Origin of the sequence: Levilactobacillus cerevisiae (assembly GCF_003946245.1) — a bacterium.
Classification (GTDB): Bacteria; Bacillota; Bacilli; order Lactobacillales; family Lactobacillaceae; genus Levilactobacillus; species Levilactobacillus cerevisiae.
On the sequence record NZ_RHNN01000008.1, the window covers coordinates 1 to 25,337 of the forward strand.

Below are 25,337 nucleotides of genomic sequence, written 5' to 3' on the forward strand. Positions count from 1 at the left end.
CATTCTTTGATTATACAAAAATATCCGTTGCCAGTAATCAAATTCATTTGATTACCAACAACAGATATTTTAGAACCATACTTTAACAGGTTTAGGGCGACTCATTTCTCGTCACTGTCTCCGCACACGAAGCGGAATGCAGGTCGGTGTCCAAACGCCGGCCTTTTTTGTACACCCACAATATAGCATATTATCTGTTGGACGGCCAAGTAAAACACTCGAAAAAATGAAATCGGTCGTAGGAAATGTACTGCAGATATTCAAACCATGCGGGGATGTTTGACGAAGCTATCTTTTCTCCTTTCGAGGTGATGTCTATGGAGACATGGAAAAATCTGAAGAAAGGTTTCACAGCCTATGAGCGTGTTTCAGGCGCTGTCATTGATGCTGGCATTTGCCACATTAATGATATTAATCGATCGCCATAACGATCGAAAGTAAATAAAAAAGCCGCCCCTTAAGCGTTTGAGTTCAGGGCGACCCATCTGTCGTTACTTACTCCGTTTGTGAAACAGCGTGTAGGGTCGGTGTTCACTCATCGGCCCTTTCGTCTGTCTATAATATAGCACATCGGCCATAGAACGGCCACTTAATGGACTTGGCAATAGATGAATGAGCAGCTCAGAGAGGCTTAAAGTCTCCTAAGAGCAGTTCAGGCGACGCTCTGATTTATCACTCTGTTCCGATGACATTTTCGCAGTCCAATTAAAAAATCCACCAGCCAATTTCTAGCTAGTGGATGGGCAGCTGTTACTTAACCTTGCCTTCAGAGTTGTTATAATAATTAACCTTGTATTTGCCATCCTTCACGGTCACCTTGGTGATGCTCCCGTTGTCAACTGGCACAGAAACGTCGATGTCCGAGTACTTGGACACGATGCTCCGGATGGTCGTGCTATGGGTGGCGATTAAGAGGCGGTCGCCGTCATTCGCTGCGGTAATCGCGTTATCCAGGCCGGGTTGCACGCGATTCCAGAAGGTGGCGTTGTCCTCAGCGTCGCCAAATGGATCTTGGGCGTGGAACATATCCTTAGTCTTTTCAATCGTCAGTTCCTTGATCATGGCGTTGAAGGAATCCAAACCGATCGGCGTGCCCAGCGTGTACCAGACCAAGCCAGTGTCCAGGCCTTCAAAGTAGCCAAAGTTTTCTTCACGAAAGGCTGGTTCGGTGGTCAACGTGACCGGGGCATCGTTGGCAGCCAAGATACTCTTAGCCGTATTTTGTGCCCGGGTCGTATCACTGGCGTAAGCCGCCGCAAACTGAATTTTGGCTAACCGCTCGCCGGCACGTTTGGCATCGGCGATTCCCTTTGCAGTTAGCGGGGAGTCAGACCACCCTTGAATCCGATGGTATTTGTTTAAGTAAGTTTGGCCGTGACGCACCAAATAAAGTTCAACTGTCGCCATTTCAATCTCTCCTCTTCTTAAATAACTTTTGTCTCACATTTCAATAATATAGCTGTGGCGGTACAACGTGAGTCTGGGTTTTTAATCCAGACTTGAAACCACCAGTGGCCAGTAAGGCAAATGCACTCCTGGCTTGAGGTGATAGACCACTTAACAGCTTACCAGTTTTAGCCAAAGGTTGAAAGCGGCACGCCGTCTAAAACTGACGGATTACCGTTCGCCAAATTTAGGTCAGAACGATGTGGGGTAGGACGGCCCAAGCCCTAGCACAGCCTTGAGCCTCGCTTTGAACCGCCCAACCCGGGGCTCAAAGTCGCTAGTAGACCACATGGAAAATCCCAAGGCTGAGTCTAAATTTGGCTCGCCCACGTCTATATGGACGGTTGTCAATGACTTTGAATAAACGTTGAACGTTCAGCGACGTTTACGTCAATCTAATAGTGACAAACAATCATAACCGGAGAAGGTCAGAGGTGGAGGCTGCTGTGACGACGGTGTTAGCTGGGCACCAGCTTACAGCGTGGGACGCGTTTGGAGACTGACGGTCCTGGTCAGGCTTTAAACCCAGCCGGAGGACCGTTCCCCAGGCCGCAGGCGGTCCCCATAGCAGCCGGAATCTCTGGCAGCCGCAGGTGGGCACGAATAACCAATTTAGTAGGCACAATCCTTGTTAGCTGAGCATTTAGGCCTTAGTTTAAAATGCCTAGTTCGCGCCGGATCTCATGCGCCGTTTCCGCGTTGCTGGTAAAGATGATGCGGTCATTCAGCTTCAGCGTGGTGCTACCAGTTGGCCGGACAAAGTGGCCATCCCGGAAGATTTGACTGATGGTGATGTCCTTAACAAACGGCAGACTGTGAATTTCCTGATCGGTATAGCGCCGGTTGCGGAGCGCGACTTCGTAGACGGCGGAGGTCGAGGCCGTCAGTAGGCGCAGTGTCGTTGGCGTTTCAATCAGGCTACGGAGCATGGCGATGTTGACGTTCGGTGTGTTGTAGACTTCAATGCCGAGGTCGGTCAGCTCGTCTTCCCGGGCGTCCAACACGTTGCGGTCCTCGAAGCGGGCAATGACCCGGGTGACGCCGTACGCCTTGGCGGCTTTGGCCAGTTCATAATTTTTTGTCGCGTTGAAGTGGCCAAGAACCACGATGTCTGCGTCGAAGGCGTCTTGCCCCTCTACGTAGTCACTCTCCAGAGAGTCGAGTAATTTCGCATTGACCTCTGAGTTGTACGTTTTGTAATTGTCCGGCTTGTCCGTGTACATCGTGATGTCGTACCAACTGTCGGCGAGTTGCTGAGCGACGGGAACGGTCAGGAGGTTGGTCCCGATAAAGTGGACGGTCGACTTTTTCAGGTCCTCGGCTTCAGCGGAATAGCCAGTGTTAAAGAGCAGCGGGCCGAGCACACAAGTGAGAATGGCGGCCAACAGGAAGGCACCGGACTGTTGCGAGGTGACGACCTTCATGGATTTTGCCACCTGCAGGACCGCCAAGACCATGGTGATGGTTGTCGCAGAAATGGCGGTGCCAGCGAAGGCGTTGGCCCGTTTGAAACGCAAGCGCAGGATAAAGTAAACCGCGGCTTTGGCCAGCAGATAGGCGGCAAAGAAGGCAGGAATCAGCAGCAACGTTGCCGGGTCGGCCAGGATGGTTCGGAGATTGAGTTCGGCACCGCTCATCATGAAGAAGATGGGGATGAAAAAGCCGTAGCCAATCCCGTCGAGGCGGACCATGGTGTTTTCTTGCGGTTGCAGCAATTTCATCACGATACCGGCCACGAACGCACCCAGGATGCCCTCAGCACCCACAGATTCAGCGAGAACGACCAAGCTAAAAATCAGGAAGAAGGCCAGTCGAATGTCAAGTTGCGTCGTTGATTTATTAATACTGTCGAAGAAGGTGAAGAACGGCTGGAAGCGCCGGAACAACACGCCGGCAGCCAGAAAGACCAGCAGGAGTAGCCACAAAGATTTACTATTGTCACCGAAGACGGAGGCGTAAATCGTCAGGGAAAAGAGGGGGATGATTTCCCCCAGGGCGGCGATTAACAGGACCGTTTGCCCGAATGGCTTGCTGAGGAGTTCCTTTTCCTTTAGCGTGGCGATGACGATTCCCAGCGAAATGGTCATGAAGATGATGGCCGCTAACCACGGATCCTTGAACAGCCCGGTCCACTGGCAAATGAATCCCAGCAAGAGCGAACTCGCCATGATGGCCAGATAACTGGTGACGGCGAGAAAGACTGGCGAATACTTGGGCGCGCTGCCGGCCACCTTGGCAGCCAGGGGCGTCTGCGGTCGTTTTCGCCGGTTGAACAGGCTGAAATCAATTTCCATCCCACTTAAGAACAGGAGAAAAATAACGCCGGTACTCGACAGGAGTGACAGGGTTGAATTGCTGTGGACAACGTTTAGGACGCTGGGTCCCAACAGAATACCCACGAGAATTTCCACCACGGCGGTCGGTAGAACGGTCAACTTGAATTTAGCCATGACTAACGGCGTGACCAGAGCGGCAGTTAGAATAATTAACAAAGAAACTTGATCCATCGTTTCATCCCCTCAAAAAAGTTCCCCTTTATTATAGCAAAGTTAGCCACGACTAACTGGTTTAACGACGGGCGGTTTACTTTATTTATAGGCTGAATACGTGTAGAATGGTAAGTCAAATTATGCTTGGTTGCGGACCAGGAAACTGGCCCCAGCACCACTGAAATTGGATGGTAGGGCTGAAACATCAATGCACAAGTGCCGCATGTGTCCACGGACTGTCACGGTCGAGTAATTGGGGACGCAATTCAAGCGTAGTCGACTGATAAAATCGGCTGACGGTAGTGCAGTGGGCAGATACTTGTCGCGACAGGAAATTGTGGGGGAGAATGACATATCCTCCAGGGAAGAATCATGACGAACGTAAAGTCATGTAAGCATTAAAGCATGTGCGAAAATGATGTGAACTAGTCCGATATGGACTTATACACAGAAAGAAAAAAATGACACGAACAGCGATGCCCCCAATCACAATGTGAGTGGAGCCGGAGGCAGCTAGGTATGGAATCCCCTGTGTCGGTGTTGTTAGACCGGTGAAATTTCCGGCCTTACAACACGGGTCGTGTGGAAAGACTTGTGGGTTTTACAAGGCTTGCCACCGCTGTCGAAGACCGCCTTATGGCTTCGGCAGGTTGCCCCACAGGGGTGGAATACCTAGAGGCCGCAGGCGGAACGCACTCACCACACCAGTGATTGGGGAAAATCGTGTAAACCAGGAAAATGAGGAGGGATTGGCTTGCCAGATTCAATCAAGGCCCACGAGCAAGAACATTTAGACGCGGTGGTCACAAAGATCAAGACCGCCGAAAAAGAAGCGAAGGAACGGATCGATGTTGCCGAAAATGACGAGGCCGGTATCCGGAAGAACTTTGTCAACGATCTGCGCATCAAGACGGATAGTTACGAAGGTATTTTGGAAACTGCACTGTCCGTACGTCAGCAGCAACAGATGTTAGCCGAACGACAGAATAGTTGGCAACATGCGACCACGGAACTGAGTACGTTGCAACGGTTGGAGCAAAAGGCTTACTTCGCCCGGATCGACTTTCAAGAGGGCCCCAAGGCCAAGGTGGAGAGCATCTACATCGGTCTCGGTTCCTTCTCTGACACGCCTGACCACTTCTTGATTTACGACTGGCGCGCGCCCATCTCCAGCATTTACTACGATGGCGAGCTCGGCAATGTGAGTTACCAGACGCCGGATGGCGAACAGACGGTGGACGTCAAGTTAAAACGCCAATTTCAAATTGAAGACGGCACCATCATCACCCTGTACGATACGGATCAGACGGTGACCGACCAGATGCTCTTGTCGGCGCTGAGCGAACACTCCGACACCAAGATGAAGAGCATCGTCACCACGATTCAAAAGGAACAAAACCAGATTATCCGGGACACCGGCTCTGATTTACTGTTCGTGCAAGGGGCAGCGGGGTCCGGTAAAACGGCCGCAATCCTGCAGCGAGTGGCGTTTCTGCTGTACCGGTACCGGGGCCATTTGAACGCCGGCCAGGTCATGCTCTTCTCGCCTAATCAATTATTTAACGATTACATTGACCAGGTGCTCCCAGAATTGGGTGAGCACAACATGGTCCAAATGACGTACTACCAGTACGCTGGTCGCCGCTTGCCGAAGATTGACGTGGAAACGTTGGCGCAACGCTTTGACGAGACCAACACGCCAGCACAAAAGAAGATTAACCAGTTGAAGGGGAGTTTAGCGTTCTTTGACGCGGTCACCGGTTACGCCGACCACCTGGAAGCCAGCGACATGGTCTTCCGCAACATCAAGTTTAATGGCGACATCTTCATTACCAAGGAAAAAATTCAAGAAATCTACTATAGTTTTAACCGTAATTATCACCTGGGTAACCGACTGCAGGCCACCAAGGAAGCCTTGATTCGGATCCTGAATCGCCGGATTTCCAGCGAAATGAAGACCAAGTGGGTGGAAGATACCATCCAGGATCTCAGCAAGCAGCAGCTGGACACCCTCTATGGGGATGATCCGCGGGAGTTTGACTCGTCCGAAAAGGAAATGCAATTTCTGTCACGTAAGGTGGTTATGCAGGCGTTTGAACCGATTCGCAAGGCGATTGTGCGGGCACGTTTCCTGAGCATCAACAATCAGTACGTCCACATGCTGCGAGACATGCCAAATCGGATTGACCTGAGCGCTTACCACGTGACGGTGGCCGACTGGAATGCCAGCGTCGAGGAGTCCGTCGCGAAGTTGCGGGACCACCGGATGCAGCTGGTCGATACCACGCCGTACCTGTACCTGTACGACAAGATGACGGGTAAATCCGGCGAGCGGGACATGCGCTACGTTTTCATGGATGAAATTCAGGACTACAACGCCTTTCAACTGGCGTTCCTGAAGTTCAGTTTCCCGCGGGCGCGCTTCACCATGCTGGGGGACCTCAACCAAGCCATTTTCACCAAGGAAAATAGCCGCACGTTGTTGCAGGAGCTGAGCACCATGTTCGATCCTGAAAAGACACGGGTGGTCCAACTGACCCAGTCTTACCGATCGACGCAACAGGTCACCGACTTCACCAAGCATATTTTGAAAAATGGGGAAGCCGTGACGGCGTTTGCGCGTGAGGGTGAACTGCCAACCATGACGGTGGCGGCGGATGAAGATGCGGCGTTGCAGAAGGTCATCGCCCAAATCAAGCAAAATGAAGAAGAGGACGAAACGACGGCCATCATTGGCAAGGACCTGGCGGATTGTCGGGATCTCACGGAGAAGCTGAAGGCGGCCGGCGTTGCGGTGACGCTGATTCAATCCGAAAACCAACGGCTGGCACCGGGCACCATCGTCGTGCCATCGTTCCTGGCCAAGGGTTTGGAATTCGACGGCGTGGTAGTCTGGCAGGCATCGGCCAGTCGCTACAGTGCGGATGACGAACGACAACTGTTGTACACCATCTGTTCCCGGGCGATGCACCGCTTGAGTATTGTGGCGGTGGAAGAGCTGTCACCCCTGTTGAGCGATGTGCCAACTGATGAATATGAAATGGTTTAAAGCCTAAGTAAATAAGCGGCCCTCGTCAGATTTCTGTGCTGATGGGGGCCGTTTTCATATCGGCAGAAAAAAGGTGTGAACGCGCTGCCAAACTTTGTGAAATCATGCCCGGTAGCGGGGGTATCTGCGGTATAATAAGACTTAATTGTTTTACGTGTTGTGCGTGTGAAGTGGCTGGTAGTCCGTTCTAAATTTTTTGGACACCAGCGGACAGATGCGCACGTTTGCTTGGCGTTGGAGCCGGAGACAGCTAGTTACAGAAACCTGTGTCGATGGTGTTAGACCGGTGAACTTCCGGCCTTACAGCATGGGTCGTGTGGGGAGACTTGCGGTGTTTGCAAGGCTCACCACCGCCTCTGGAGACCGCTTTTGGGCTCCAGAGGGTTGCCCCACAGGTTGGGAGTAACTAGCTACCGCAGGCGGAAACCCCAAGCAACACGTGATTTTTTTGCAAAGTAGAGGTGTCTTCATGAGTGATCCCATCAATTACAATGCGTTTACCCGCGCCCAGTGGCGGGCCTTTTCCGATGACGCAACGCTACCGTTGACGCAAGAAAGTTTGCGGCAAATTAAGGCGTTTAACGACCGGATTTCCCTGCAAGATGTTCAGGACGTGTACATTCCGTTGGTGCATTTATTACACTTACAATTTGACCACTACCGCCAATTACAAAAAGATAAGGCGGCTTTTCTCCAGCAACAACCCCACCGGGTGCCATTTATCATTGGTATTGCCGGGAGTGTGGCGGTCGGTAAAAGTACGGCGGCGCGCCTGCTAGAGGTGTTGCTGAATCACTATTTTGCCGGTCAACGGATTCAGCTGATTACGACCGATGGCTTTCTGTATAGTAACGAGGAGCTCAAGAAACGCAATTTGATGGCGCGCAAGGGGTTCCCGGAGAGCTACGACATGGCGTCGTTGATTCAATTTTTAAATGACGTGAAGGCGGGTAAGGAGCTAATTAAGGCGCCGGTGTACTCGCATAAAGTTTATGATATTGTGCCGGACCAGTTCGAGTACATCGTGCACCCGGACGTTTTGATTGTGGAGGGAATTAATACACTGCAATTACCGACCAATGAACAAATTTATGTCAGCGATTTTACCGACTTCTCCCTGTACGTCGATGCTGAACCGTCGCTGATTGAAAGCTGGTTTTTGGAACGGTTCGAGTTGTTGCTGGAAACGGCTTTTCAGGATCCCAGCAACTACTATTACCCTTACACGACGGTCAGTCACGAAGAGGCCATTGCCAAGGGCAAGCAGGTTTGGCGCGACATTGATTTGAAAAATTTAACGGAATACATTTTACCCACCCGAAACCGGGCCGATATGATTTTGCACAAGACGTTCCATCACCGGATTGATCGCCTGTTGCTGCGGAAATACTAGGGGGCGTTGCGATGTTACGAGACGCAACCATTGTGGATGCGGACGCCGTGGCCATGCTGGTGCTCCACGAACTCGAACGCCGCCAGCTCCGACGATTGCGCCGGGTGACGAAAGAACAGCTGTCGCAAATGTTATTTGTAGGCTATCACCAGCCAGATTTTCGCTACGGGTATCCGCAAGCACGGGTGTACCAAAACCAGGGCGTGGCGGTCGGCGTGGTTTACGGCTATCCGGCGGCAGTGGAGGCCACACTGGATAATCAGTGGGCGGAGCTGTTCAGCCGCCAGCAGTTAACGGTGCCACAGCAACTGGTGGTGATCCCGCGGGCGTTGCCGGACGAGTGGTACTTGGACTTATTAACGGTCCGCAATCGCTCAAAGGGCAAGACCTACCAGCAGAAATGGTTTGACGAGTGGCTGCTGGGCGACGCGATTCACCGTGCCCGAGAGAGTGGTCAACCCGTAATGGGGATGGACGTCCGGCCGGGAAGTTCGCTGGCCACGCTGGCGGCGGAGTTCGGCTTCGTCGCCACGCAACGCCGGTTGTTGGACCGGCAAGTTTATTACCATTTGCGGTTGAAATTGAGGTAAATTTCGCCTCCGGGCTGGTGAAAATTGGGCCGGAACGCGGCGGGGAGGACGCCTCGAGCCAAAGGGCGGTCTCGAGACTTGCTTTGAGCCACCAAGAACGCGTCTCAAAGACACCATGACCTGAGTGAAACTCTCAGGTCATCCCACGGCTGAACCCATTTTCACCAGCCCTGCGGCTAACACTGGTTTGAACCGCAGATAGTAAGTTGGTAGTTCAGCTGGCGGTTGAAATGGTGTCTCGATGAGTGAAAACTGGGCCTGGTCGCGTCCGTTCCCGGCGGCGCGCTCAAGGCGCCCTGCTGTGGGGCCGGTTCCAGTCTGAGAAGCGGGCTTCCACCTCAACTTTGAGCCTGAAAAGCGGTCTCAAGGGTTGTCCCATGGGCTAAGCTGAGAAAAATCACTCAGCTAAGGCCATCGACACAGCTGGAATCCTTGCCCCGCCTCTGGTCACTCCCGCGACTGGGCCCAGTTTCCCCCGCACTGCGGCTGACACTGGTTTGAATCGTCAGTTGTAAGTTGTCAAGTCTACTGGCTGTTAGTTTTGGCGCCGGACGTTTGACCACAGCTTACCGCTCCCATTTACACCAGTCTGGAGACGCTTGCCAACGGATTTTACATCACCCGGTGAAGCGATTGTGGTGGATTTACATTGACCAGCGTTTCAGAAATCGGTATGATATAACCAATGTTGAAAAAGAAGAAAGGGTGAATGGCTTGGCAAACGTTGATATGTCCAAATTCGATAAGATTATCGTCTTGGACTTCGGAAGTCAATATAATCAATTGATTACGCGCCGGATTCGTGACATGGGCGTTTACTCTGAATTGAAGGCGCACACCATGAGTGCGGCCGAGATCAAAGCTTGGGGCCCCAAGGGGATTATCTTCTCCGGGGGACCGAATAGCGTGTACGACAGTAGTGCCTTTAACGTTGACCCTGAGATTTTTAAATTGGGTATTCCAATCTTGGGAATCTGTTACGGGATGCAACTGATGGCGCACAGCCTGGCTGGTGGCAAGGTGGAATCTGCGGATAACCGTGAATACGGTCGCGCAGACATCACCGTCCTCAGCGACGATGCGAAGCTGTTTAAAGACACGCCCAAGACACAGACGGTGTGGATGAGCCACGGTGACTTAGTGACCCAGGTACCGGATGGGTTTGAACGCGTCGCAACGAGCGAAAATTGCCCGATTTCTGCCATGCAAGACGTTGACCGCAACTTCTACGGGATTCAATTTCACGCGGAAGTTCGGAACACGGAGTATGGCAATGATATCTTGAAGCACTTTACCTTCGATGTCTGTGGTGCAAAAGCCAACTGGTCAATGGATGATTTCATTGACCTGCAAATTGACCACATTCGTGAGATGGTCGGCGACAAGCGCGTCTTGTTAGGCCTCTCCGGTGGGGTGGATTCCTCCGTCGTGGGTGTGCTGTTGCACAAGGCGATTGGCACGCAGCTGACCAGTATCTTTGTGGATCACGGCCTGTTGCGGAAGGGCGAAGCCGAACAAGTTATGGCGAGCCTGGAGGGCAAATTTGGCCTGAACATCGTCAAGGTGGACGCACAGGACCGCTTCTTAAACAAGCTGGCCGGTGTGACTGAGCCCGAAAAGAAACGGAAGATTATTGGGAATGAATTTATCCAAGTCTTTAACGACGAGGCGCAAAAGCTCGACGGCATTGACTTCCTGGCGCAAGGGACGTTGTACACCGACGTCATTGAAAGTGGAACCGACACGGCGCAGACCATCAAGTCGCACCATAACGTTGGTGGATTGCCGGAAGACATGCACTTCCAGCTGATTGAGCCCCTGCGTTCACTGTTCAAGGATGAAGCCCGCGAGTTGGGTGAAAAGCTGGGGATGCCAAGCGACCTCGTTTGGCGTCAACCGTTCCCAGGCCCTGGTTTAGGGATTCGAGTCCTTGGCGAAATCACGCCAGAAAAGTTACAAATCGTCCGCGATAGTGACTTGATTCTGCGTGAAGAAATCAAAAAGGCCTGCCTCGACCGCGATATTTGGCAATACTTCACCGTCTTACCAAACATCAAGAGTGTTGGGGTCATGGGTGATGGCCGGACGTACGACTACGCAGTCGGCATCCGGGCAGTCACGTCCATTGATGGCATGACCGCCGACTTCGCCCGCATTCCGTGGGACGTTCTGCAGGAAATTTCCGTGCGAATCGTCAACGAAGTGGACCATGTGAATCGCATACTGTATGATGTTACGAGTAAGCCGCCTTCGACTATTGAGTGGGAATAGTAGAAGCTAAGATATAAATACCGTTATACCGGCGTTTCTTGACTCTTTTCTTCTGTATTTCCCGTTGCTGGCACCGAAATGGCACCAGTAATGTGTTTCTTGCCCGTAAACTGATTACGAGTGGGGACAACGACTGAATGATCCGCCGGAGTGAAATCAACTAGACCATTAAGGTGTTGTGCTGTCTCAAAGTTACTATTTGGATATAGATGTCCATAAGTTCCTAAAGTTGTTTGAATGTCTTCATGTCCCAAACGTTCCTTAATAATTAATGGGTTTTCCCCAATACTAATTAACAAGGAAGCATGAGAATGTCGAAGCGCGTGGACACGAATTCGATGAACATTCGCGGCCTTAGAATAGACGTTGATTACTTGAGACAGTGATCCGCGAGTAGTTGGCACACCATTGTATGAAAGCACAAAATCTGTTTTAACTTCAGACGCTTGAATCTCTTTCCACTCGGAGAGATATTCAAGTGTCTTTTTGTCTAACGGAACTGTCCGAGCACTGGCGCGAGTTTTGGGTGAAGTAAATTCATAGTTAAACGCATTTAAATAATAAAGTGTTTTGTTGATCCGGATCGTACCGGCTTTAAAATCAACGTCTTCCCACTGAAGAGCGGTTGCTTCACCGATGCGGGCACCGGTCATAAATAGAAGCCAAATTGTGGTGAAATTGAAACGCTGATAGTAGTCATTAAGATCCATTAAGGAAATAACTTTCTCAAACTCGGCTTTAGTCCAGAAATCGACTTTCTTCTTTTCCTTCTTTAAATTGCCAACAATTTTTGTTGGATTCTCTTCACAGAATCCTAGTACAATTGCACGATCAAAAACCAAAGATAACAAGCATTGAACTAGGCGGGTGTATGAATTACTTACTTGACTCTTCATCATGATTTGCCATTTCTGTATGTCCACCGGCGTAATTTTGTTAATGAAATACTTGTTAAATCCTTTGAATTGCTTTCGAAAGACGCTAACGCGACTGTCAAAAGTAGCCTTTTTGACATGACCTTCATACCAAGGAATAAAGAATTGCTGGCAGAAGTCACCAAAGGTAATCTGATCTGTTGAACCTTCTTTAACCCCATTCGCCATTAAATCACGATAAGCAGTCTTTGCTTCACGCATTGTTTTAAATCCGCTACGGCGTTTTTGGACACGTTTACCAGTTCGTTCATCCACACCAATGTTGGCACGGAAATAATAGGTGCCGTCTTTTGCTTTTTTTATTACTTCGGTTGTCTTTGTCATTATGATTGCTCCTCTGACGCAGATGCACCGATTTTAGCTAACTCTGAAAGAGTTCGCGCATTGAGCGTAAGACCTAATACTTCTTCAACCGCAGTTACTGGAACGCGGCCTAGCTTTGGTGACTCGTAATATGGACAGCCTTTCTGGACCATTAACAGCTTTGCACGTCTGATAATGTCTTTAGAAGCCCAAGGTCCATATCCTAAAGCCACAAGTTCATGTTTAGTCATAGTGACAACGTGAACCATAATTAGCCTCCTTTCGCTGGAAGCTAGACCGTATATCTTAGCTTCCATATTAACAGGATTGGGGAATAAGTGCAGCTCAATTGTGTCGGAAAACTTGCTACCCAGTTCCGTCACTAACGGACATAGGAATTTCACCTCTCCTGCTTACGTGGGAGCCTCGCGGAAGTATCATTATTGACTTAACTTGTACGATCATCAGTTAAAAATCGTAATCAAAGTGTGGGAGGCGCTCGCACTTCTGGTCATGGCGTCCGCAGATCAACAGTTCAAGTAAAGTCAGAAAGTCAGGGTAGCAATATTCAGTTTTCAAAGGACTCACAGGTGTTATTGCCTGCTCACTATATACATACAGATAAAAATAGAAAATGAAACCCAAAAAGCAAACTAATCGAAAAAAGATTAGCTGAAATAATGCTTGACGTTTACATAGATATAGGTCTATATTGTAGATATAGATACGTGTCTATATTTGTGAGGGGAGAACGTCAATGGATTATCAAAATTATGTGCTAATGCTAAAAGCAATGGCTGACCCTAATCGTCTCAAAATCATTGATTTACTTTCCTGCGGTTCGCTTTGTGCCTGTGATATTTTAGAACATTTTGATTTTTCACAACCAACGTTATCGCACCACATGAAAGTTTTACAAAATGCTGGGATCGTCACGGCACGTAAAGAGGGTAAGTGGCAGCATTATACATTGCAGGCTGAATTTACGGCTAAATTTAGGCAAGGGACTGAACTACTTTTAGCCAGCAATGAAGAATGCGTTTGTCATGGTGACGATTGCATAGATCAGCAGACAAGTCATTCCAGAAAGGTTGTTATCACTAATGAAAAAAGTTGAATTATTTGAACCAGCGATGTGCTGTTCTACCGGGGTTTGTGGGCCAGCGGTTAATGAAGATCTATTAATGATCACTTCAGCGTTTGACGCGTTACAAGGTGTTTCCAGCGTTGAAGCCGACCGGTATAATCTTAGCAATAATCCAGATGTCTTTAGTCAGCGGGCCGATATTCTAGCTGCAATCAAGGATGATGCCGATGCAACATTGCCGATCACTGTTGTCGACGGCAAAATTGTTAAAACCGGCGCTTACCCAACAATTGATGAGTTATCGGAATATACTGGTTTAGTTTTCGTGCCGGCTGATCAATCAAGCGGCTGTTGTGGTGGAAGTGGCTGCTGCTAATTTTTTGGTTGAAGCAAGAAATGGCACAGCCGTTTCTTTTAAATTATATATAGATGATTATCTATGTTAGGAGAATATATATGCGCGAATATCAACCACAAAATGCTAATTTAACTCATTATTTATTTTTCACTGGTAAAGGGGGCGTCGGTAAGACCACAACGGCTAGTGCCACCGCCATCAATCTAGCTGATAGCGGTCAGCAAGTGATGCTGGTCTCCACTGATCCAGCTAGTAATTTACAGGATGTATTTGATACTGATTTGACCAATAAACCCAAGGCAATCACCGGTGTGCCCGGTCTATTTGCCGCTAACTTTGATCCGGTGACTGCTGCCGGTGAATATCGGGAAAGCGTCGTTGGTCCTTACCGCGGCGTGTTACCGGATGCAGCAGTCAAAAATATGGAGGAACAGTTGTCTGGTTCATGTACGGTCGAGATCGCATCGTTTAATGAATTCGCTAAATTTTTAACTGATCCCGCTGTCGATCAGCGCTTTGATTATATTATTTTTGATACAGCGCCGACTGGTCATGCGTTGCGTATGCTGCAATTGCCCTCAGCTTGGAATAATTACTTGGCGGAAAATGATCGTGGGGCTTCATGCTTAGGCCAACTAGCCGGGATGGGCGACAAAAAAGCAATTTACGCCAAGGCTGTGGCTACTTTAAATAATGGCGAATTGACCACCTTAATGTTAGTCACGCGTCCCCAAAAAGCATCATTACTGGAAGCGGCGCGGGCAGCCCAAGAATTAGCTGATATTGGCATGCAAAATCAACAATTAATTATTAATGGAACGTTGAAAACACCGACTGATCGTGCTTCCCATGCTATTTTTGAGCAGCAGCAGACTGATTTGCAACAGATGCCAGCAACATTACAGGCGTTGCCCCAAGCAGAAGTACCGTTACGAGCGTACAATGTTACTGGCCTAGATAAGTTGAGATTAGTTTTACAACCGGAACAACCAAGTTTAGCAACTTATCCGGCAATTACCAATCACTATCCTAATTTAGATACCATTGTTGCTGATTTAATTAAGACTAACAAAAAAATTATTTTCACCATGGGTAAAGGCGGCGTAGGTAAAACTACGGTGGCCGTGCAGATCACTAAAAAGCTGGTGGCCCAGCATAAAACCGTTCATTTAGCCACCACTGATCCGGCTGATCATCTTGATTTCTTTAACACAGATGATCCTGCAATCACCATCAGTCATATTGATGAACAGCAGGTACTTAAGGACTATCAAAATGAAGTGCTGACGACGGCGCGTCAAACCATGAAATCGGCCGATGTTGACTATGTGGCTGAGGATCTACGCTCACCATGTACGCAAGAAATTGCCGTTTTCCGCGCTTTTGCTAACATTGTCGCCCAAAATGATAGTGATGTTGTAGTCATCGATACGGCGCCAACCGGCCATACGCTACTGCTACTGGATTCGACTCAAAGCTATGCCAAAGAAGTCAAACGCACTGCCGGTGATGTGCCTCAAGCAATCGTTGATCTGTTACCGCGGCTACAAGATCCAGCGCAGACTGAAATTGTAATGGTGACTTTACCGGAAACAACGCCAGTTTATGAGTCGATGCGCTTGAATGATGATCTAGATCGGGCCCAAATTGCGCACACCTGGTGGTTGGTCAATCAAAGTATGCTGGCAACGGAAACAACGCATCCTTGTTTGCAGGCCCGGGCGCAAAATGAAGTTGAATGGATCGAAAAGGTTAAGCAGATTTCCAATGGTCATTTTGCAGTTGAACAATGGCAACCAGATTTTGAGCAGGCGTTATTAACGATTTAGCGTTATTAAAATTTGAAATAAAGGTATCAATTAATCAGGGTAGCAATACCCTGATTTTGGTAGTTGGGAGGAACCATGCAAGTCTTTTTCGCCGTTTTTATATTTTTACTGACATTATTATTTGTTATTTGGCAACCTAAGGGACTATCAATTGGCTGGACTGCGATTGGTGGTGCCGTTCTAGCACTATTATTCCGGGTGGTCACGTTTAAAGATGTTGGCACTGTCACCGGAATCGTTTGGAACGCGACTTTATCTTTCGTCGCAATTATTTTGATCTCACTAATTTTGGATGAGATTGGTTTTTTCGAGTGGGCTGCCTTACATATGGCGCGGCTAGCTAAAGGTAATGGCGTGCGCATGTTCATTCTGATCGCCGTTTTAGGTGCAATTGTCGCCGCCTTATTTGCTAACGATGGTGCAGCGTTGATTTTAACGCCGATCGTCTTGGCAATGGTCCGTGCGTTACATTTCGATGAAAAGCGGGTTTTCCCATTTATCATTGCTAGTGGCTTCATCGCTGATGCAACATCACTACCGTTAGTTGTCAGTAATCTAGTCAATATTGTATCAGCTGATTTCTTTGGTATCACATTTTCGGAGTATGCGCTACGGATGTGGCTACCGGATCTTTTTTCATTAGTTGCTAGCATCGGTATTTTGTACTTATATTTTCGTAAGGCGTTACCTAAACACTATGATGCCAGCCAAGTTGCTGAACCAAAATCGGCGATCAAGGATCAACGATTATTTAAATTTTCTTGGGTCGTGCTGGCAGCGTTATTGATTGGTTACTTTAGCAGTAGCTTCCTAAATATTCCAGTTTCGATTATTGCTTTGACGATTGCCTTGATCTTTTTGCTAGTCGGTCAGCTAAGTCATCACGTCAATACCAAGGCCGTTATTAAAGGTGCACCGTGGAATATTGTTTTCTTCTCAATTGGAATGTACGTGGTGGTTTATGGCCTACAAAACGTTGGCTTAACGGCATTGCTTGCGGGAATCATTGCTAAAATGGCAACTGGTGGGCGTTTTGTCGCCACCATGGGCATGGGCTATATGGCTGCGTTCTTGTCGTCGGCCATGAATAACATGCCAACTGTGATGATCAATGCTTTATCGATCAAAGGGGCGAATGTCTCTGGCTTAATGCACCAAACCTTAGTTTATGCTAATATTATTGGTTCTGATCTAGGACCAAAAATTACGCCAATCGGTTCATTAGCAACTTTAGTTTGGCTACATGTTCTAGCGCAAAAGGACGTTAAGATTGCTTGGGGCACTTATTTTAAAATTGGTATCACGATCACGATTCCAGTTTTATTCATTACACTATGTGGTTTATGGTTATCGTTAAGTATCTTTGGTTAAGGAAGGATAGCTGATTATGATGCAAACTAAATATGAGCAACAGAATTCATTGGGTAATAGTCTAAACATAATCGATACTTTGGTGAAGCAAGTTGTAAGTGCAGAAATAGAAGCAATTTCTGCGGCGTATCTGATTCAAGCCAATCAATAAATTAATCTGCTTGAATTAAAATATAGCCATGAACTAGTAATTCAACAGAACTTGTCTCAGGTGGAAACGGCCTTTTTGCAAATCAATTAGTTAATTCTAGATAATTTAGCGGTTAGTTATTTTCGTGACTATACTCAAGTGGAGAAAGAGTTTGATCATTTTGACCGCCTGATAGGTGAGGTAAAAGATGATCAAAATAGAGATTTTTGAAGCAGCAATGTGTTGCGCAACTGGTGTTTGTGGGCCAAGTGTTAACAAGAAACTTATTCAAACGACTGCAATTCAGCGTCATGTTAATGCAGACAGCAAAAACAGAATCACACGTAAAAATCTAGCACAAAACCCAGATGCCTTTGTTCATAGTCAACAAGTGCATGACTTATTAGAAAAGTATGGCGTCGCAATTTTACCAATTACTATGGTCAATGGTAAAATCGTTAAACAAAAAGATTATCCAACTTTTCAAGAGTTCTCAGACTACCTACAGCAAGATTTAAGTCGGGCACGTGTTCATTAACCGGAGTGAAAGGAATTAATTAAATGGTACGTGATGCAGAAAAATTATTGATCATCGGTGGTAGTGACGCTGGTATTTCAGCGGCCTTAAAGGCCAAAGAACTTAAACCGCAACTAAGAGTTCAAGTATTATTGGCAGATGAGTACCCTAATTTATCAATTTGTGGATTGCCCTATGCAGTTAGTGGGGAGGTACCCAATTGGCATTCATTAGCTCATCGGGATTTACAAGAATTAACGTCGACTGGCGTTGAGTTTCAAATGAATATGATTGCTAAGAAAATTGATCCGCAGCAACATGAAGTTATCGCGCATTCGTTTGCGGGTGAATTACAAATTTATCATTATGATCATTTGGTTGTAGCCACTGGAGCCAAGCCAAAATTATCTGGTATTACAGGGATAGACTTAGCGCGTACACAACAGCAGAATAGTAAAGTTCGTGTTTTGCATACGATGGCAGATTATTTTGCGCTTGAAACGAATTTGACTACAAACAGTGTGCAAAATGTGGCTATCGTAGGCTCCGGCTATATTGGGATTGAAATGGCGGAGGCGTTGCAGAAACGTCATTTAAACGTGACTATTTTTCAACGTGGCGCAGAGATACTATCAACGGTCGATGCTGATTTAGGCCAAATCGTTCATCAAAAATTAGTTGCTAATGATGTTCAGGTTGCAACTAACTTAACTGTTTCAGAAATTAATGAAACTGAAACTAAGGTGAAGGTTGTTGGTGTGAATGCGGATCAAAAGATAAATACTTATGATTTTGATTTGGCTTTAGTTGTGGTTGGTGTTCAGCCGAATACTGATTTATTAGTCGCAGCTGGTTCCGAAACTGGAATTGCTGGTGCCGTCAAGGTTGATCAATATATGCAAACTACGTTACCAGATATATGGGCGGCCGGTGATTTAGTTGAAACAAAACATCATTTGTTAGGGAAGGCTTACTTACCGCTGGGCACAACGGCACACAAACAAGGGCGAACTGCCGGGTTCAATGTTGCTGGTGTTCCACGTACCTTTAAGGGTAGCATTGGGACTCAAGTGCTAAAGGTATTTGATCTAGTAGTTGCGCGGACTGGATTATTAGCAAAGGAGGCCATACAGGCAGATTTTGCGCCATTTACTGTAACAACCGACGTCGATGATCATAAAGCGTATTTTCCGGGTGCACATAAGATTAAGATCAGGATTACCGGTGATCAACATACCGGCCGACTTTTAGGCGTACAGGTAATTGGTTATTACGGTAGTGAAGTTGCCAAACGTTGTGATATTTTTGCAGTGGCAATTTTTAATAATATGACGGTGGCGGAAATTAGTGATTTAGATTTATCCTATTCACCACCAGTTGGCTCACCTTGGGATGCAGTACAGATTGCGACTCAGAATTGGGAGCAACAAAGTTTGAAATATTAATTATTTATTTAAAATATTCCAACATCCAGTTGAAGCTTATATTTTAAGCGTCAACTGGATGTTGGCGTTTTATAACCTAGTTATTTTTGTGATGGAGTTTCAATTACTAATATTAAGTGTAAAATATGGTTCACCATTAAACTATTACATGATATAATGTAATAGTTGGTCGTCACATAATTGTATTACAAGGAGGATACGCATGATAAAAGTAGACTGTTGTCCGGATAAACCAGAATTAGCTAGCCGTGATTTACTGAGTGAAGAGAACGCAAGTGAGATCGTCTTACTTTTTAAAGTTCTATCCAATGATACAAGATTAAGAATTTTACATTGTTTAACGCGCGAGCCTAAAATATCAGTTGGCAAGATTGCGGCTAGGCTTAATATGAAAACTGCAGCTATTTCTAACCAGTTGCAGCGATTAGTTGATCAAAAAATTGTGAAAACTGAACGTGATGGAAATTTCATCAACTATGAAATTATTGATGAATGTACTGCTATTCTATTAGAACGTGCTTGGTGTTTAGCAGAAGACACAGGTAAAATTACGGGTTAATAAATATGTGAAATGGGATGTTGCTATGATTAAAACCATTATAACTGGTATTGTGCTATACGCCTCCACCGCGATTGATTTATTAGTTATTCTGATGTTATTATTTTCAAAATATCGGTCAACAAAACATAAGCAACAAATTTATATTGGTCAATTTTTAGGTTCATACACATTGATAGCAATCAGTCTTTTTTTTGCGTTAGTACTTCACTATGTGCCTGCTAAGTGGATTCTTGGATTTTTAGGTTTAATACCGATTGGCTTTGGGATTAAATATATCCTGAGTGACGAAGATGAAGCCGCTGAGGTTGATGAAAAAATCGAACAGCGAAAAGACAAAAATTTGATCGCAACGGTTGCTTTAATCACCGTTGCATCTTGTGGCTCTGATAACATTGGACTTTTTGTGCCTTACTTTGTATCGTTAACAATCGAACAACTAATAACGACGTTTATTGTTTTTACATTCTGTATCTTCATACTTGTCTATTTGGGTGATAAATTTTCGCGTGTGAAGATTGTTAAGAAATTGTTAGATAAATTTGGTAATTGGATTATGGCAATTATTTATATTGGATTAGGCATGATGATTATTTTAGAGAGTGACACAATTTCACATCTTATTAAAATACTTTTTTGAAAAAATAGGATATCTTTTTTGTTTATATAGAGGTGTTATAGTGGCATCAGAGAATTGGTTACTTGCAAAAAAAATTGTTTCGAATTACGGGTGTGGATTTGAAACATATTATAATATGAAAGTGAACGACGATCTTAGCTTAGCGTGATATTCTACGTAAAACTGAGACTTTTTGTTATTTAGGGGGCGGTAGGAGAAACATTTTGTTTTGTCTGGATTGATGGCGTACACGAGACAATTTTAGTTTTGACCATACAAGAAAGCTGTTATCACGAAAGAAGAGACAATTATGGTCAGAATTAAATAAGGAACGATATTATTGGTGATTAAAAACTTAGTTTGATGACTAATACTGATCCAACTACATTATCAGATATGAATACAAGTAGTTTCATGATAGACACTATGTTTCAACGACTTTTGAAAGAAGGTTCAGAGCTTTCTAACAATTTCATGGATGTCCCAGATTTAAAAGCGGATACGAGTCGTATGTTATTCAGTGTGAAAAAATGAAAACAGCTGTTTGTCCAGATTAGTGGTTCAAAACAGTAATTCTGTTCGTTGCGCATACAAAAAAGATCCGTTGACTCCGCTACACAAGAATAATTAAAAAAGCAAATTAATCGAAAAAAAGATTAATTTACTTTCAGTGATTACTCTAGATAGCGTTCTAAATTGAATTTATGAACAGTGTGGATAAAGTGTTCGTTTAATATTTGGTAACGATCCTCGTCAAAATATGAATGGCCCCAAGTAGTGATGTTGATAATTAATGGCTGAAATTCTTTAATAAGCTTTGCCATGGCAATTGGATCACCTTGTTGAGCTGCACAAATCGTTTCGGTATAATTCATCGCTATTCTCCTCGTAAAGTTAGATTTGGGTCGTCTAATTCTTATGGAGGAGGGGGTGAACGAATCTTGATGACTAAATTAGTCGAAGAAAGTAGCAGCAATTTTGCTTAAGACCTTGCGATGCTGTTTAGAAATCGCTTGACTACTAACGTGCAAGATTTGTCCGATAGCTTTATCCGAAAGCTGCTCAACATATTTATAATAGAGTAATTTCTTTTGTGGATCGGTCAATCTGGCTATTGAAATAACCAGCCTTTCATTGATGAAATACTCTTCAAGGTGTGCTGCTTGTTCCGCTTTAATTAATTTAACGCCCGGTAGCATCTCATCAATCAGGTATTCCAGCGTTTCCTCATTTAGTGGAACTTCAGGAACTTTGTGCTGCTCCTCCACATAAAGTGAGCGAGTCTTGTTTACCAGTGATAGCTTGGCATAATGCGAAAATGCTTGTTTGACATCTTGATCAGACATAACAAATCCTCCTTTTACCAAACAAATACTAAAAATTGTTGCAAAATGAAACCGTTTTATAAACTTGTATAAATAGATTATAAAATAAAGTCAGTCAATAATCTCAATAAATATTTTAGTTTGTCGAGGAAGTAAAAAAAATAAGTTCTAGGTGCATGTTTGTGACAAATTGTAAATAATCATTTTTGTGTTGGATAGTTCTGTTGCTTTATTTCAATTGATTAAATATAGGTGTTCAGGAAAAGACTTCATTAAAAATATTTGTATGAATAGGTTTCAATACAATAAGTTCATTGATTTAAAAAAAGTTGAACTAAAATGCTAAACCAACAAATTAACTCCATAAATACAATCTACAATGAATATAGAAAGTGAGGTTTTTAATTTTGATTATTATAGCATTAATGGTTTTAGCGCTTATATCATTGGCTGTGTTTCATGTATGGCAAGAATCACGACTTTTATGGAAATCCAATTATATGGTAACTGTTGCTATAAGTAATATTTTATTTTTAGTTCTTGCTTTTATTATGTGGATTCCGGCTAGAAATAATATTTTGCTCAGTGCATTGTTGGCCATTTTAATACTTCTTGGACTTATGTCGGGGGTTAGTGGCGTCGCTAAGGATGGATTTATGATATCGGGTCTGTTGCCAACTTTAATTGACTTTAAGGACATTCAACAAATAAGTATGATGAACAAACAAATTGCACCCGATAAAACAGTTTTAGTGATCACGGGTCAGTCAAAACGGAACAAACGGTTTAGTTTTATCTTCAAAAGTAATTCAGTTGAAGTACAGAACTTTGTCAATAAACACATTGCTGATCATGCTTCTGTTCAGAGTCATGAATAATTTTTTTTGCGTTTTCGTTTACAAATGTAATCATAAATGCTATGTTACAGATGTAGTCATCAGTAGAGGTGATGGTTTTGTTAAATCGCGAAGTTTGTTGTGTGACCAATGCTGAATATGAAGTCCTGCGAATTATTTGGCACTATCCGGGAATTTCAACCAAAGATATTTGTAAGGAAATAAAAAAGCGAAAGAATTGGCAACTTAGTACTATAAAGACATTATTATTACGACTTGAAAATAAGACTTTGATTGTTAAGAATACCTACTATCATCAGGCTCATTATTATGCCCAATATAGTGAATCAATAGTCGTCTCTGCCTTTATCAAAAGGTTGCTTTCTAGGCGAGAAACCTTGTCACAAGAAGAATTCTTAGAACTTGTGGAAAATAATCTCCAAAATAACTCCAGTGACATTGGTGGGCTGAAAATAAATGAAAAAACTTAAACTTACCCTTGATAAAATGTGCTGTGAAAATGCTGTAAAAAGAATTTTTTTTGAGTTACATTCAATTAATGGAGTAGAGGAGACCCATTTTGATTTGGCGAGTCGTTCAGTGTTAATCTATCTTCAAGCAGGCACTTTACCGGAAATAAAGAGTAAATATCAGGATGAAAATTTGATTAATAAGGGATGTAAACAAGATGAAAAACAAAAAAAAGAAACAACAAAATCATGGAGACAATGATATGCAATCAATGGATCATACTCAAATGAATATGGAATCCAGTGGTGGCGATATGATGCAACACGGTGGACAAATGATGCATATGGGAAATATGAAACGTAAATTTTGGGTATCACTGATTTTTTCACTTCCAATCATTGCATTATCACCTATGCTAAAATTCAGTTTTATGCCTAATCTGGCTTTTCCAGGTTCAGAGTGGTTAGTATTGATCTTGGCCACTTTTCTTTACATTTATGGTGGTGCACCATTCATTAAGGGTGCAAAAGCCGAATTAAAGGAAAGAAAACCAGAAATGATGACGCTTGTAGCGTTAGGTATAACTGTTTCCTATTTCTATAGTCTCTATGCTTTCACTATAAATCAATTTTTTGTAGCAGATACCCACGTTATGGATTTCTTTTGGGAGTTAGCTACATTGATCGATATCATGCTGCTAGGTCATTGGATTGAAATGGATGCCGTTATGGCAGCAGGAAATGCGCTTGAAAAAATGGCGGCTTTGCTACCTAATACTGCTACTGTTGTTGCTGATAACGGTGATCATATTGAAAAACCACTAAATGAAGTTGTGATTGCTGAATCAGTAATTGTTAAGGCAGGTGAGAAAATACCTACTGATGGTATTATTCTTGATGGAAATACAACTGTAAATGAAGCTTTAGTAACCGGTGAATCTAAAGCAGTAACTAAAATGAAAAATGATAAGGTTATTGGTGGATCCACTAACGGCTCAGGTGCCATTATGGTTAAGGTAACTGGAACTGGACAGTCTGGCTATTTAGCTCAAGTTATGCAAATGGTAAGTAATGCGCAAAAGGAGCAGTCTAAGGCAGAGGGTGTTGCTGATAAAGTTGCAGGACTATTGGTTTACGCAGCAGTTAGTGCTGCTATTCTTACCTTTATTGTGTGGTTATTGGTTTCAGGTGACTTTAATCTGGCATTAGAACGTACCGTTACGGTTCTGGTTATTGCATGCCCACATGCTTTAGGTCTTGCCATTCCGCTAGTAGTTGCGCGTTCAACCTCAATTGGTGCACAAAATGGATTGTTAACTAGAAAACGCCAAGCGTTAGAAGATGCTACTGAGTTAGATGCTATTCTTATGGATAAGACGGGTACTCTGACTGAAGGTAACTTTGCAGTAAATGACTATAAGGCTACAGACACAGCATATTCAAATGAACAAATTATATCGTTGATGGGTTCACTTGAATCTGGCTCAAGCCATCCATTATCGGTTGGCATCTTGTCAAAATTAAAAGAGCTAAATTTAAAAACAATTAAAGCAAAAAATATTCAAAACCTTCCTGGTGTAGGAATACAAGGCGAAATTAATAAAAAAAATATGACGATTGTTAATGAAAAGTATTTGCGTGAAAATAAAATCAAGTACGACAAAAAGACAGCCAGTAAGTTAGCATCTGCTGGTAACACAGTTAGTTTTCTCCTTGTTGCAAATATTAATGTTGGGTTTGTAGCCCAAGGTGACCAAATTAAACCAGCGTCAATAGCATTGATCAATGGACTTAAAGCACAGCATATTCGTCCAGTTATGTTGACTGGAGATAATCAACAGGTGGCACAGCAAGTGGCTGAACGTCTTGGAATTAATCAACAGGATGTTCATGCCGAATTAAAGCCTGATGATAAGGAAAAGATAGTTAAGCAATATCAAGATAAGGGGCTTAAGGTTGCTATGGTTGGTGACGGTGTTAACGACGCGCCAAGTCTGGTTCGGGCAAATGTTGGGATTGCAATTGGTGCTGGAACCGATGTAGCGGTTGATTCTGCCGATATTATTTTGGTACGAAGTGATCCGGCTGACATATTGAATTTTCTAAAGTTGGCAAAGCATACGACTAGAAAAATGGTACAAAACTTGTGGTTTGGTGCAGGGTATAATATTTTTGCCATTCCATTAGCTGCCGGAGTATTGGCATTTGCGGGAATTGTATTAAGCCCAGCTTTAGGTGCTGTTCTTATGGGGCTTTCAACTATTATTGTTGCTATCAATGCGCAGACATTACGAATTGGCAAGTAAGTACGAGGA

General features: G+C 44.7%; 24 protein-coding genes. 18 read left to right on the plus strand and 6 right to left on the minus strand.

Features of this window, described 5'->3' with window-relative positions:
- Positions 1-357: 357 nt before the first annotated feature.
- Positions 358-441: a putative holin-like toxin gene (locus tag EKM99_RS15990; RefSeq protein ID WP_225419762.1), complete on the plus strand. Its 84-nt coding sequence runs from the start codon at positions 358-360 to the stop codon at positions 439-441.
- 309 nt (positions 442-750) lie between these two features.
- Here EKM99_RS15990 and EKM99_RS04785 read toward each other — a convergent pair whose 3' ends face one another.
- Positions 751-1,407, minus strand: coding sequence for a histidine phosphatase family protein (locus EKM99_RS04785; RefSeq protein WP_125581488.1), 657 nt, complete (start codon positions 1,405-1,407; stop codon positions 751-753).
- Between the two features lie 689 nt (positions 1,408-2,096).
- A complete protein-coding gene (locus EKM99_RS04790) occupies positions 2,097-3,953 on the minus strand; it encodes a cation:proton antiporter family protein (protein ID WP_125581490.1) in 1,857 nt (618 codons plus the stop codon).
- A gap of 736 nt (positions 3,954-4,689) precedes the next feature.
- Here EKM99_RS04790 and helD point away from each other — a divergent pair.
- The 4 genes from helD to guaA all read left to right on the plus strand — a co-directional run bounded on the left by helD (position 4,690) and on the right by guaA (position 11,238).
- Positions 4,690-6,984 (plus strand): RNA polymerase recycling motor HelD, encoded by a 2,295-nt coding sequence (helD, locus tag EKM99_RS04795; protein ID WP_125581491.1) that lies wholly within the window; start codon positions 4,690-4,692, stop codon positions 6,982-6,984.
- Between the two features lie 469 nt (positions 6,985-7,453).
- Positions 7,454-8,377, plus strand: coding sequence for a type I pantothenate kinase (gene coaA, locus EKM99_RS04800; protein ID WP_125581493.1), 924 nt, complete (start codon positions 7,454-7,456; stop codon positions 8,375-8,377).
- Between the two features lie 11 nt (positions 8,378-8,388).
- Entirely contained in the window at positions 8,389-8,967 is a 579-nt protein-coding gene (locus tag EKM99_RS04805; protein WP_125581495.1) for a hypothetical protein, read from the plus strand.
- A gap of 729 nt (positions 8,968-9,696) precedes the next feature.
- Entirely contained in the window at positions 9,697-11,238 is a 1,542-nt protein-coding gene (gene guaA / locus EKM99_RS04810) for a glutamine-hydrolyzing GMP synthase (RefSeq protein ID WP_191983297.1), read from the plus strand.
- 23 nt (positions 11,239-11,261) lie between these two features.
- Here the strand turns inward: guaA and EKM99_RS04815 are convergent, their stop codons facing one another.
- Together EKM99_RS04815 and EKM99_RS04820 are read right to left on the minus strand one after the other, a co-directional pair.
- Positions 11,262-12,497: a site-specific integrase gene (locus tag EKM99_RS04815; RefSeq protein ID WP_010579438.1), complete on the minus strand. Its 1,236-nt coding sequence runs from the start codon at positions 12,495-12,497 to the stop codon at positions 11,262-11,264.
- Positions 12,497-12,745, minus strand: coding sequence for a DUF3173 domain-containing protein (locus tag EKM99_RS04820; RefSeq protein ID WP_010579437.1), 249 nt, complete (start codon positions 12,743-12,745; stop codon positions 12,497-12,499). Before EKM99_RS04820 ends, EKM99_RS04815 begins: the two co-directional genes overlap by 1 nt.
- A 488-nt stretch (positions 12,746-13,233) precedes the next feature.
- Here EKM99_RS04820 and EKM99_RS04825 point away from each other — a divergent pair, with 488 nt between their 5' ends.
- From EKM99_RS04825 to EKM99_RS04865, 9 genes are all read left to right on the plus strand, one after another.
- Positions 13,234-13,593: an ArsR/SmtB family transcription factor gene (locus EKM99_RS04825; RefSeq protein WP_010579436.1), complete on the plus strand. Its 360-nt coding sequence runs from the start codon at positions 13,234-13,236 to the stop codon at positions 13,591-13,593.
- Positions 13,580-13,939 (plus strand): arsenite efflux transporter metallochaperone ArsD, encoded by a 360-nt coding sequence (arsD, locus tag EKM99_RS04830; protein WP_010579435.1) that lies wholly within the window; start codon positions 13,580-13,582, stop codon positions 13,937-13,939. The genes EKM99_RS04825 and arsD (EKM99_RS04830) overlap by 14 nt, the downstream gene beginning before the upstream one ends.
- A gap of 80 nt (positions 13,940-14,019) precedes the next feature.
- Positions 14,020-15,750 (plus strand): arsenical pump-driving ATPase, encoded by a 1,731-nt coding sequence (gene arsA, locus EKM99_RS04835; RefSeq protein ID WP_125581499.1) that lies wholly within the window; start codon positions 14,020-14,022, stop codon positions 15,748-15,750.
- A gap of 75 nt (positions 15,751-15,825) precedes the next feature.
- Positions 15,826-17,121: an arsenic transporter gene (locus EKM99_RS04840; protein WP_010579433.1), complete on the plus strand. Its 1,296-nt coding sequence runs from the start codon at positions 15,826-15,828 to the stop codon at positions 17,119-17,121.
- A 16-nt stretch (positions 17,122-17,137) separates the two neighbouring features.
- Entirely contained in the window at positions 17,138-17,272 is a 135-nt protein-coding gene (locus tag EKM99_RS16060) for a hypothetical protein (protein WP_010579432.1), read from the plus strand.
- Positions 17,273-17,459: 187 nt separating this feature from the next.
- Positions 17,460-17,789, plus strand: coding sequence for an arsenite efflux transporter metallochaperone ArsD (gene arsD, locus EKM99_RS04850; protein WP_010579431.1), 330 nt, complete (start codon positions 17,460-17,462; stop codon positions 17,787-17,789).
- Positions 17,790-17,812: 23 nt separating this feature from the next.
- Positions 17,813-19,213 carry an FAD-dependent oxidoreductase gene (locus EKM99_RS04855; RefSeq protein WP_010579430.1) on the plus strand — a complete coding sequence of 467 codons (1,401 nt, stop codon included), beginning with the start codon at positions 17,813-17,815 and terminating at the stop codon, positions 19,211-19,213.
- 202 nt (positions 19,214-19,415) lie between these two features.
- Positions 19,416-19,772: an ArsR/SmtB family transcription factor gene (locus EKM99_RS04860; RefSeq protein WP_010579429.1), complete on the plus strand. Its 357-nt coding sequence runs from the start codon at positions 19,416-19,418 to the stop codon at positions 19,770-19,772.
- A 25-nt stretch (positions 19,773-19,797) separates the two neighbouring features.
- The gene (locus EKM99_RS04865) at positions 19,798-20,412 is read left to right on the plus strand and encodes a CadD family cadmium resistance transporter (RefSeq protein WP_010579428.1); all 615 of its coding nucleotides are present in this window, start codon (positions 19,798-19,800) and stop codon (positions 20,410-20,412) included.
- Positions 20,413-21,065: 653 nt separating this feature from the next.
- On the opposite strand, the gene EKM99_RS04870 is transcribed toward EKM99_RS04865, so the two are convergent.
- Together EKM99_RS04870 and EKM99_RS04875 are read right to left on the minus strand one after the other, a co-directional pair.
- Positions 21,066-21,266 carry a helix-turn-helix domain-containing protein gene (locus tag EKM99_RS04870; protein ID WP_010579427.1) on the minus strand — a complete coding sequence of 67 codons (201 nt, stop codon included), beginning with the start codon at positions 21,264-21,266 and terminating at the stop codon, positions 21,066-21,068.
- A 78-nt stretch (positions 21,267-21,344) separates the two neighbouring features.
- Positions 21,345-21,737 carry a sigma factor-like helix-turn-helix DNA-binding protein gene (locus EKM99_RS04875; RefSeq protein ID WP_010579426.1) on the minus strand — a complete coding sequence of 131 codons (393 nt, stop codon included), beginning with the start codon at positions 21,735-21,737 and terminating at the stop codon, positions 21,345-21,347.
- A gap of 386 nt (positions 21,738-22,123) precedes the next feature.
- On the opposite strand from EKM99_RS04875, the gene EKM99_RS04880 reads away from it, so the two are divergent.
- From EKM99_RS04880 to EKM99_RS04895, 4 genes are all read left to right on the plus strand, one after another.
- Positions 22,124-22,594: a hypothetical protein gene (locus tag EKM99_RS04880; RefSeq protein WP_041094431.1), complete on the plus strand. Its 471-nt coding sequence runs from the start codon at positions 22,124-22,126 to the stop codon at positions 22,592-22,594.
- Between the two features lie 77 nt (positions 22,595-22,671).
- Complete coding sequence (locus EKM99_RS04885) at positions 22,672-23,043, plus strand: BlaI/MecI/CopY family transcriptional regulator (RefSeq protein ID WP_041094429.1); 372 nt, start codon at positions 22,672-22,674, stop codon at positions 23,041-23,043.
- Positions 23,030-23,284: a heavy-metal-associated domain-containing protein gene (locus EKM99_RS04890; RefSeq protein WP_125581503.1), complete on the plus strand. Its 255-nt coding sequence runs from the start codon at positions 23,030-23,032 to the stop codon at positions 23,282-23,284. Before EKM99_RS04885 ends, EKM99_RS04890 begins: the two co-directional genes overlap by 14 nt.
- The gene (locus EKM99_RS04895) at positions 23,241-25,328 is read left to right on the plus strand and encodes a heavy metal translocating P-type ATPase (RefSeq protein WP_125581505.1); all 2,088 of its coding nucleotides are present in this window, start codon (positions 23,241-23,243) and stop codon (positions 25,326-25,328) included. Before EKM99_RS04890 ends, EKM99_RS04895 begins: the two co-directional genes overlap by 44 nt.
- Positions 25,329-25,337 lie beyond the last annotated feature (9 nt).

Bases quoted from the DNA above. Each gene is read 5' to 3' on its own strand.
- EKM99_RS04855 (WP_010579430.1), top strand. From the start codon at position 17,813: ATGGTACGTGATGCAGAAAAATTATTGATCATCGGTGGTAGTGACGCT.
- EKM99_RS04875 (WP_010579426.1), bottom strand. From the start codon at position 21,737: ATGTCTGATCAAGATGTCAAACAAGCATTTTCGCATTATGCCAAGCTA.
- arsD (WP_010579431.1), top strand. From the start codon at position 17,460: ATGATCAAAATAGAGATTTTTGAAGCAGCAATGTGTTGCGCAACTGGT.
- coaA (WP_125581493.1), top strand. From the start codon at position 7,454: ATGAGTGATCCCATCAATTACAATGCGTTTACCCGCGCCCAGTGGCGG.
- EKM99_RS04890 (WP_125581503.1), top strand. From the start codon at position 23,030: ATGAAAAAACTTAAACTTACCCTTGATAAAATGTGCTGTGAAAATGCT.
- EKM99_RS04860 (WP_010579429.1), top strand. From the start codon at position 19,416: ATGATAAAAGTAGACTGTTGTCCGGATAAACCAGAATTAGCTAGCCGT.
- EKM99_RS04870 (WP_010579427.1), bottom strand. From the start codon at position 21,266: ATGAATTATACCGAAACGATTTGTGCAGCTCAACAAGGTGATCCAATT.
- EKM99_RS04840 (WP_010579433.1), top strand. From the start codon at position 15,826: ATGCAAGTCTTTTTCGCCGTTTTTATATTTTTACTGACATTATTATTT.
- arsA (WP_125581499.1), top strand. From the start codon at position 14,020: ATGCGCGAATATCAACCACAAAATGCTAATTTAACTCATTATTTATTT.
- EKM99_RS15990 (WP_225419762.1), top strand. From the start codon at position 358: ATGAGCGTGTTTCAGGCGCTGTCATTGATGCTGGCATTTGCCACATTA.
- EKM99_RS04825 (WP_010579436.1), top strand. From the start codon at position 13,234: ATGGATTATCAAAATTATGTGCTAATGCTAAAAGCAATGGCTGACCCT.
- EKM99_RS16060 (WP_010579432.1), top strand. From the start codon at position 17,138: ATGATGCAAACTAAATATGAGCAACAGAATTCATTGGGTAATAGTCTA.
- EKM99_RS04785 (WP_125581488.1), bottom strand. From the start codon at position 1,407: ATGGCGACAGTTGAACTTTATTTGGTGCGTCACGGCCAAACTTACTTA.
- EKM99_RS04805 (WP_125581495.1), top strand. From the start codon at position 8,389: ATGTTACGAGACGCAACCATTGTGGATGCGGACGCCGTGGCCATGCTG.
- EKM99_RS04820 (WP_010579437.1), bottom strand. From the start codon at position 12,745: ATGGTTCACGTTGTCACTATGACTAAACATGAACTTGTGGCTTTAGGA.
- EKM99_RS04865 (WP_010579428.1), top strand. From the start codon at position 19,798: ATGATTAAAACCATTATAACTGGTATTGTGCTATACGCCTCCACCGCG.
- arsD (WP_010579435.1), top strand. From the start codon at position 13,580: ATGAAAAAAGTTGAATTATTTGAACCAGCGATGTGCTGTTCTACCGGG.
- EKM99_RS04790 (WP_125581490.1), bottom strand. From the start codon at position 3,953: ATGGATCAAGTTTCTTTGTTAATTATTCTAACTGCCGCTCTGGTCACG.
- EKM99_RS04895 (WP_125581505.1), top strand. From the start codon at position 23,241: ATGAAAAACAAAAAAAAGAAACAACAAAATCATGGAGACAATGATATG.
- EKM99_RS04815 (WP_010579438.1), bottom strand. From the start codon at position 12,497: ATGACAAAGACAACCGAAGTAATAAAAAAAGCAAAAGACGGCACCTAT.
- guaA (WP_191983297.1), top strand. From the start codon at position 9,697: ATGTCCAAATTCGATAAGATTATCGTCTTGGACTTCGGAAGTCAATAT.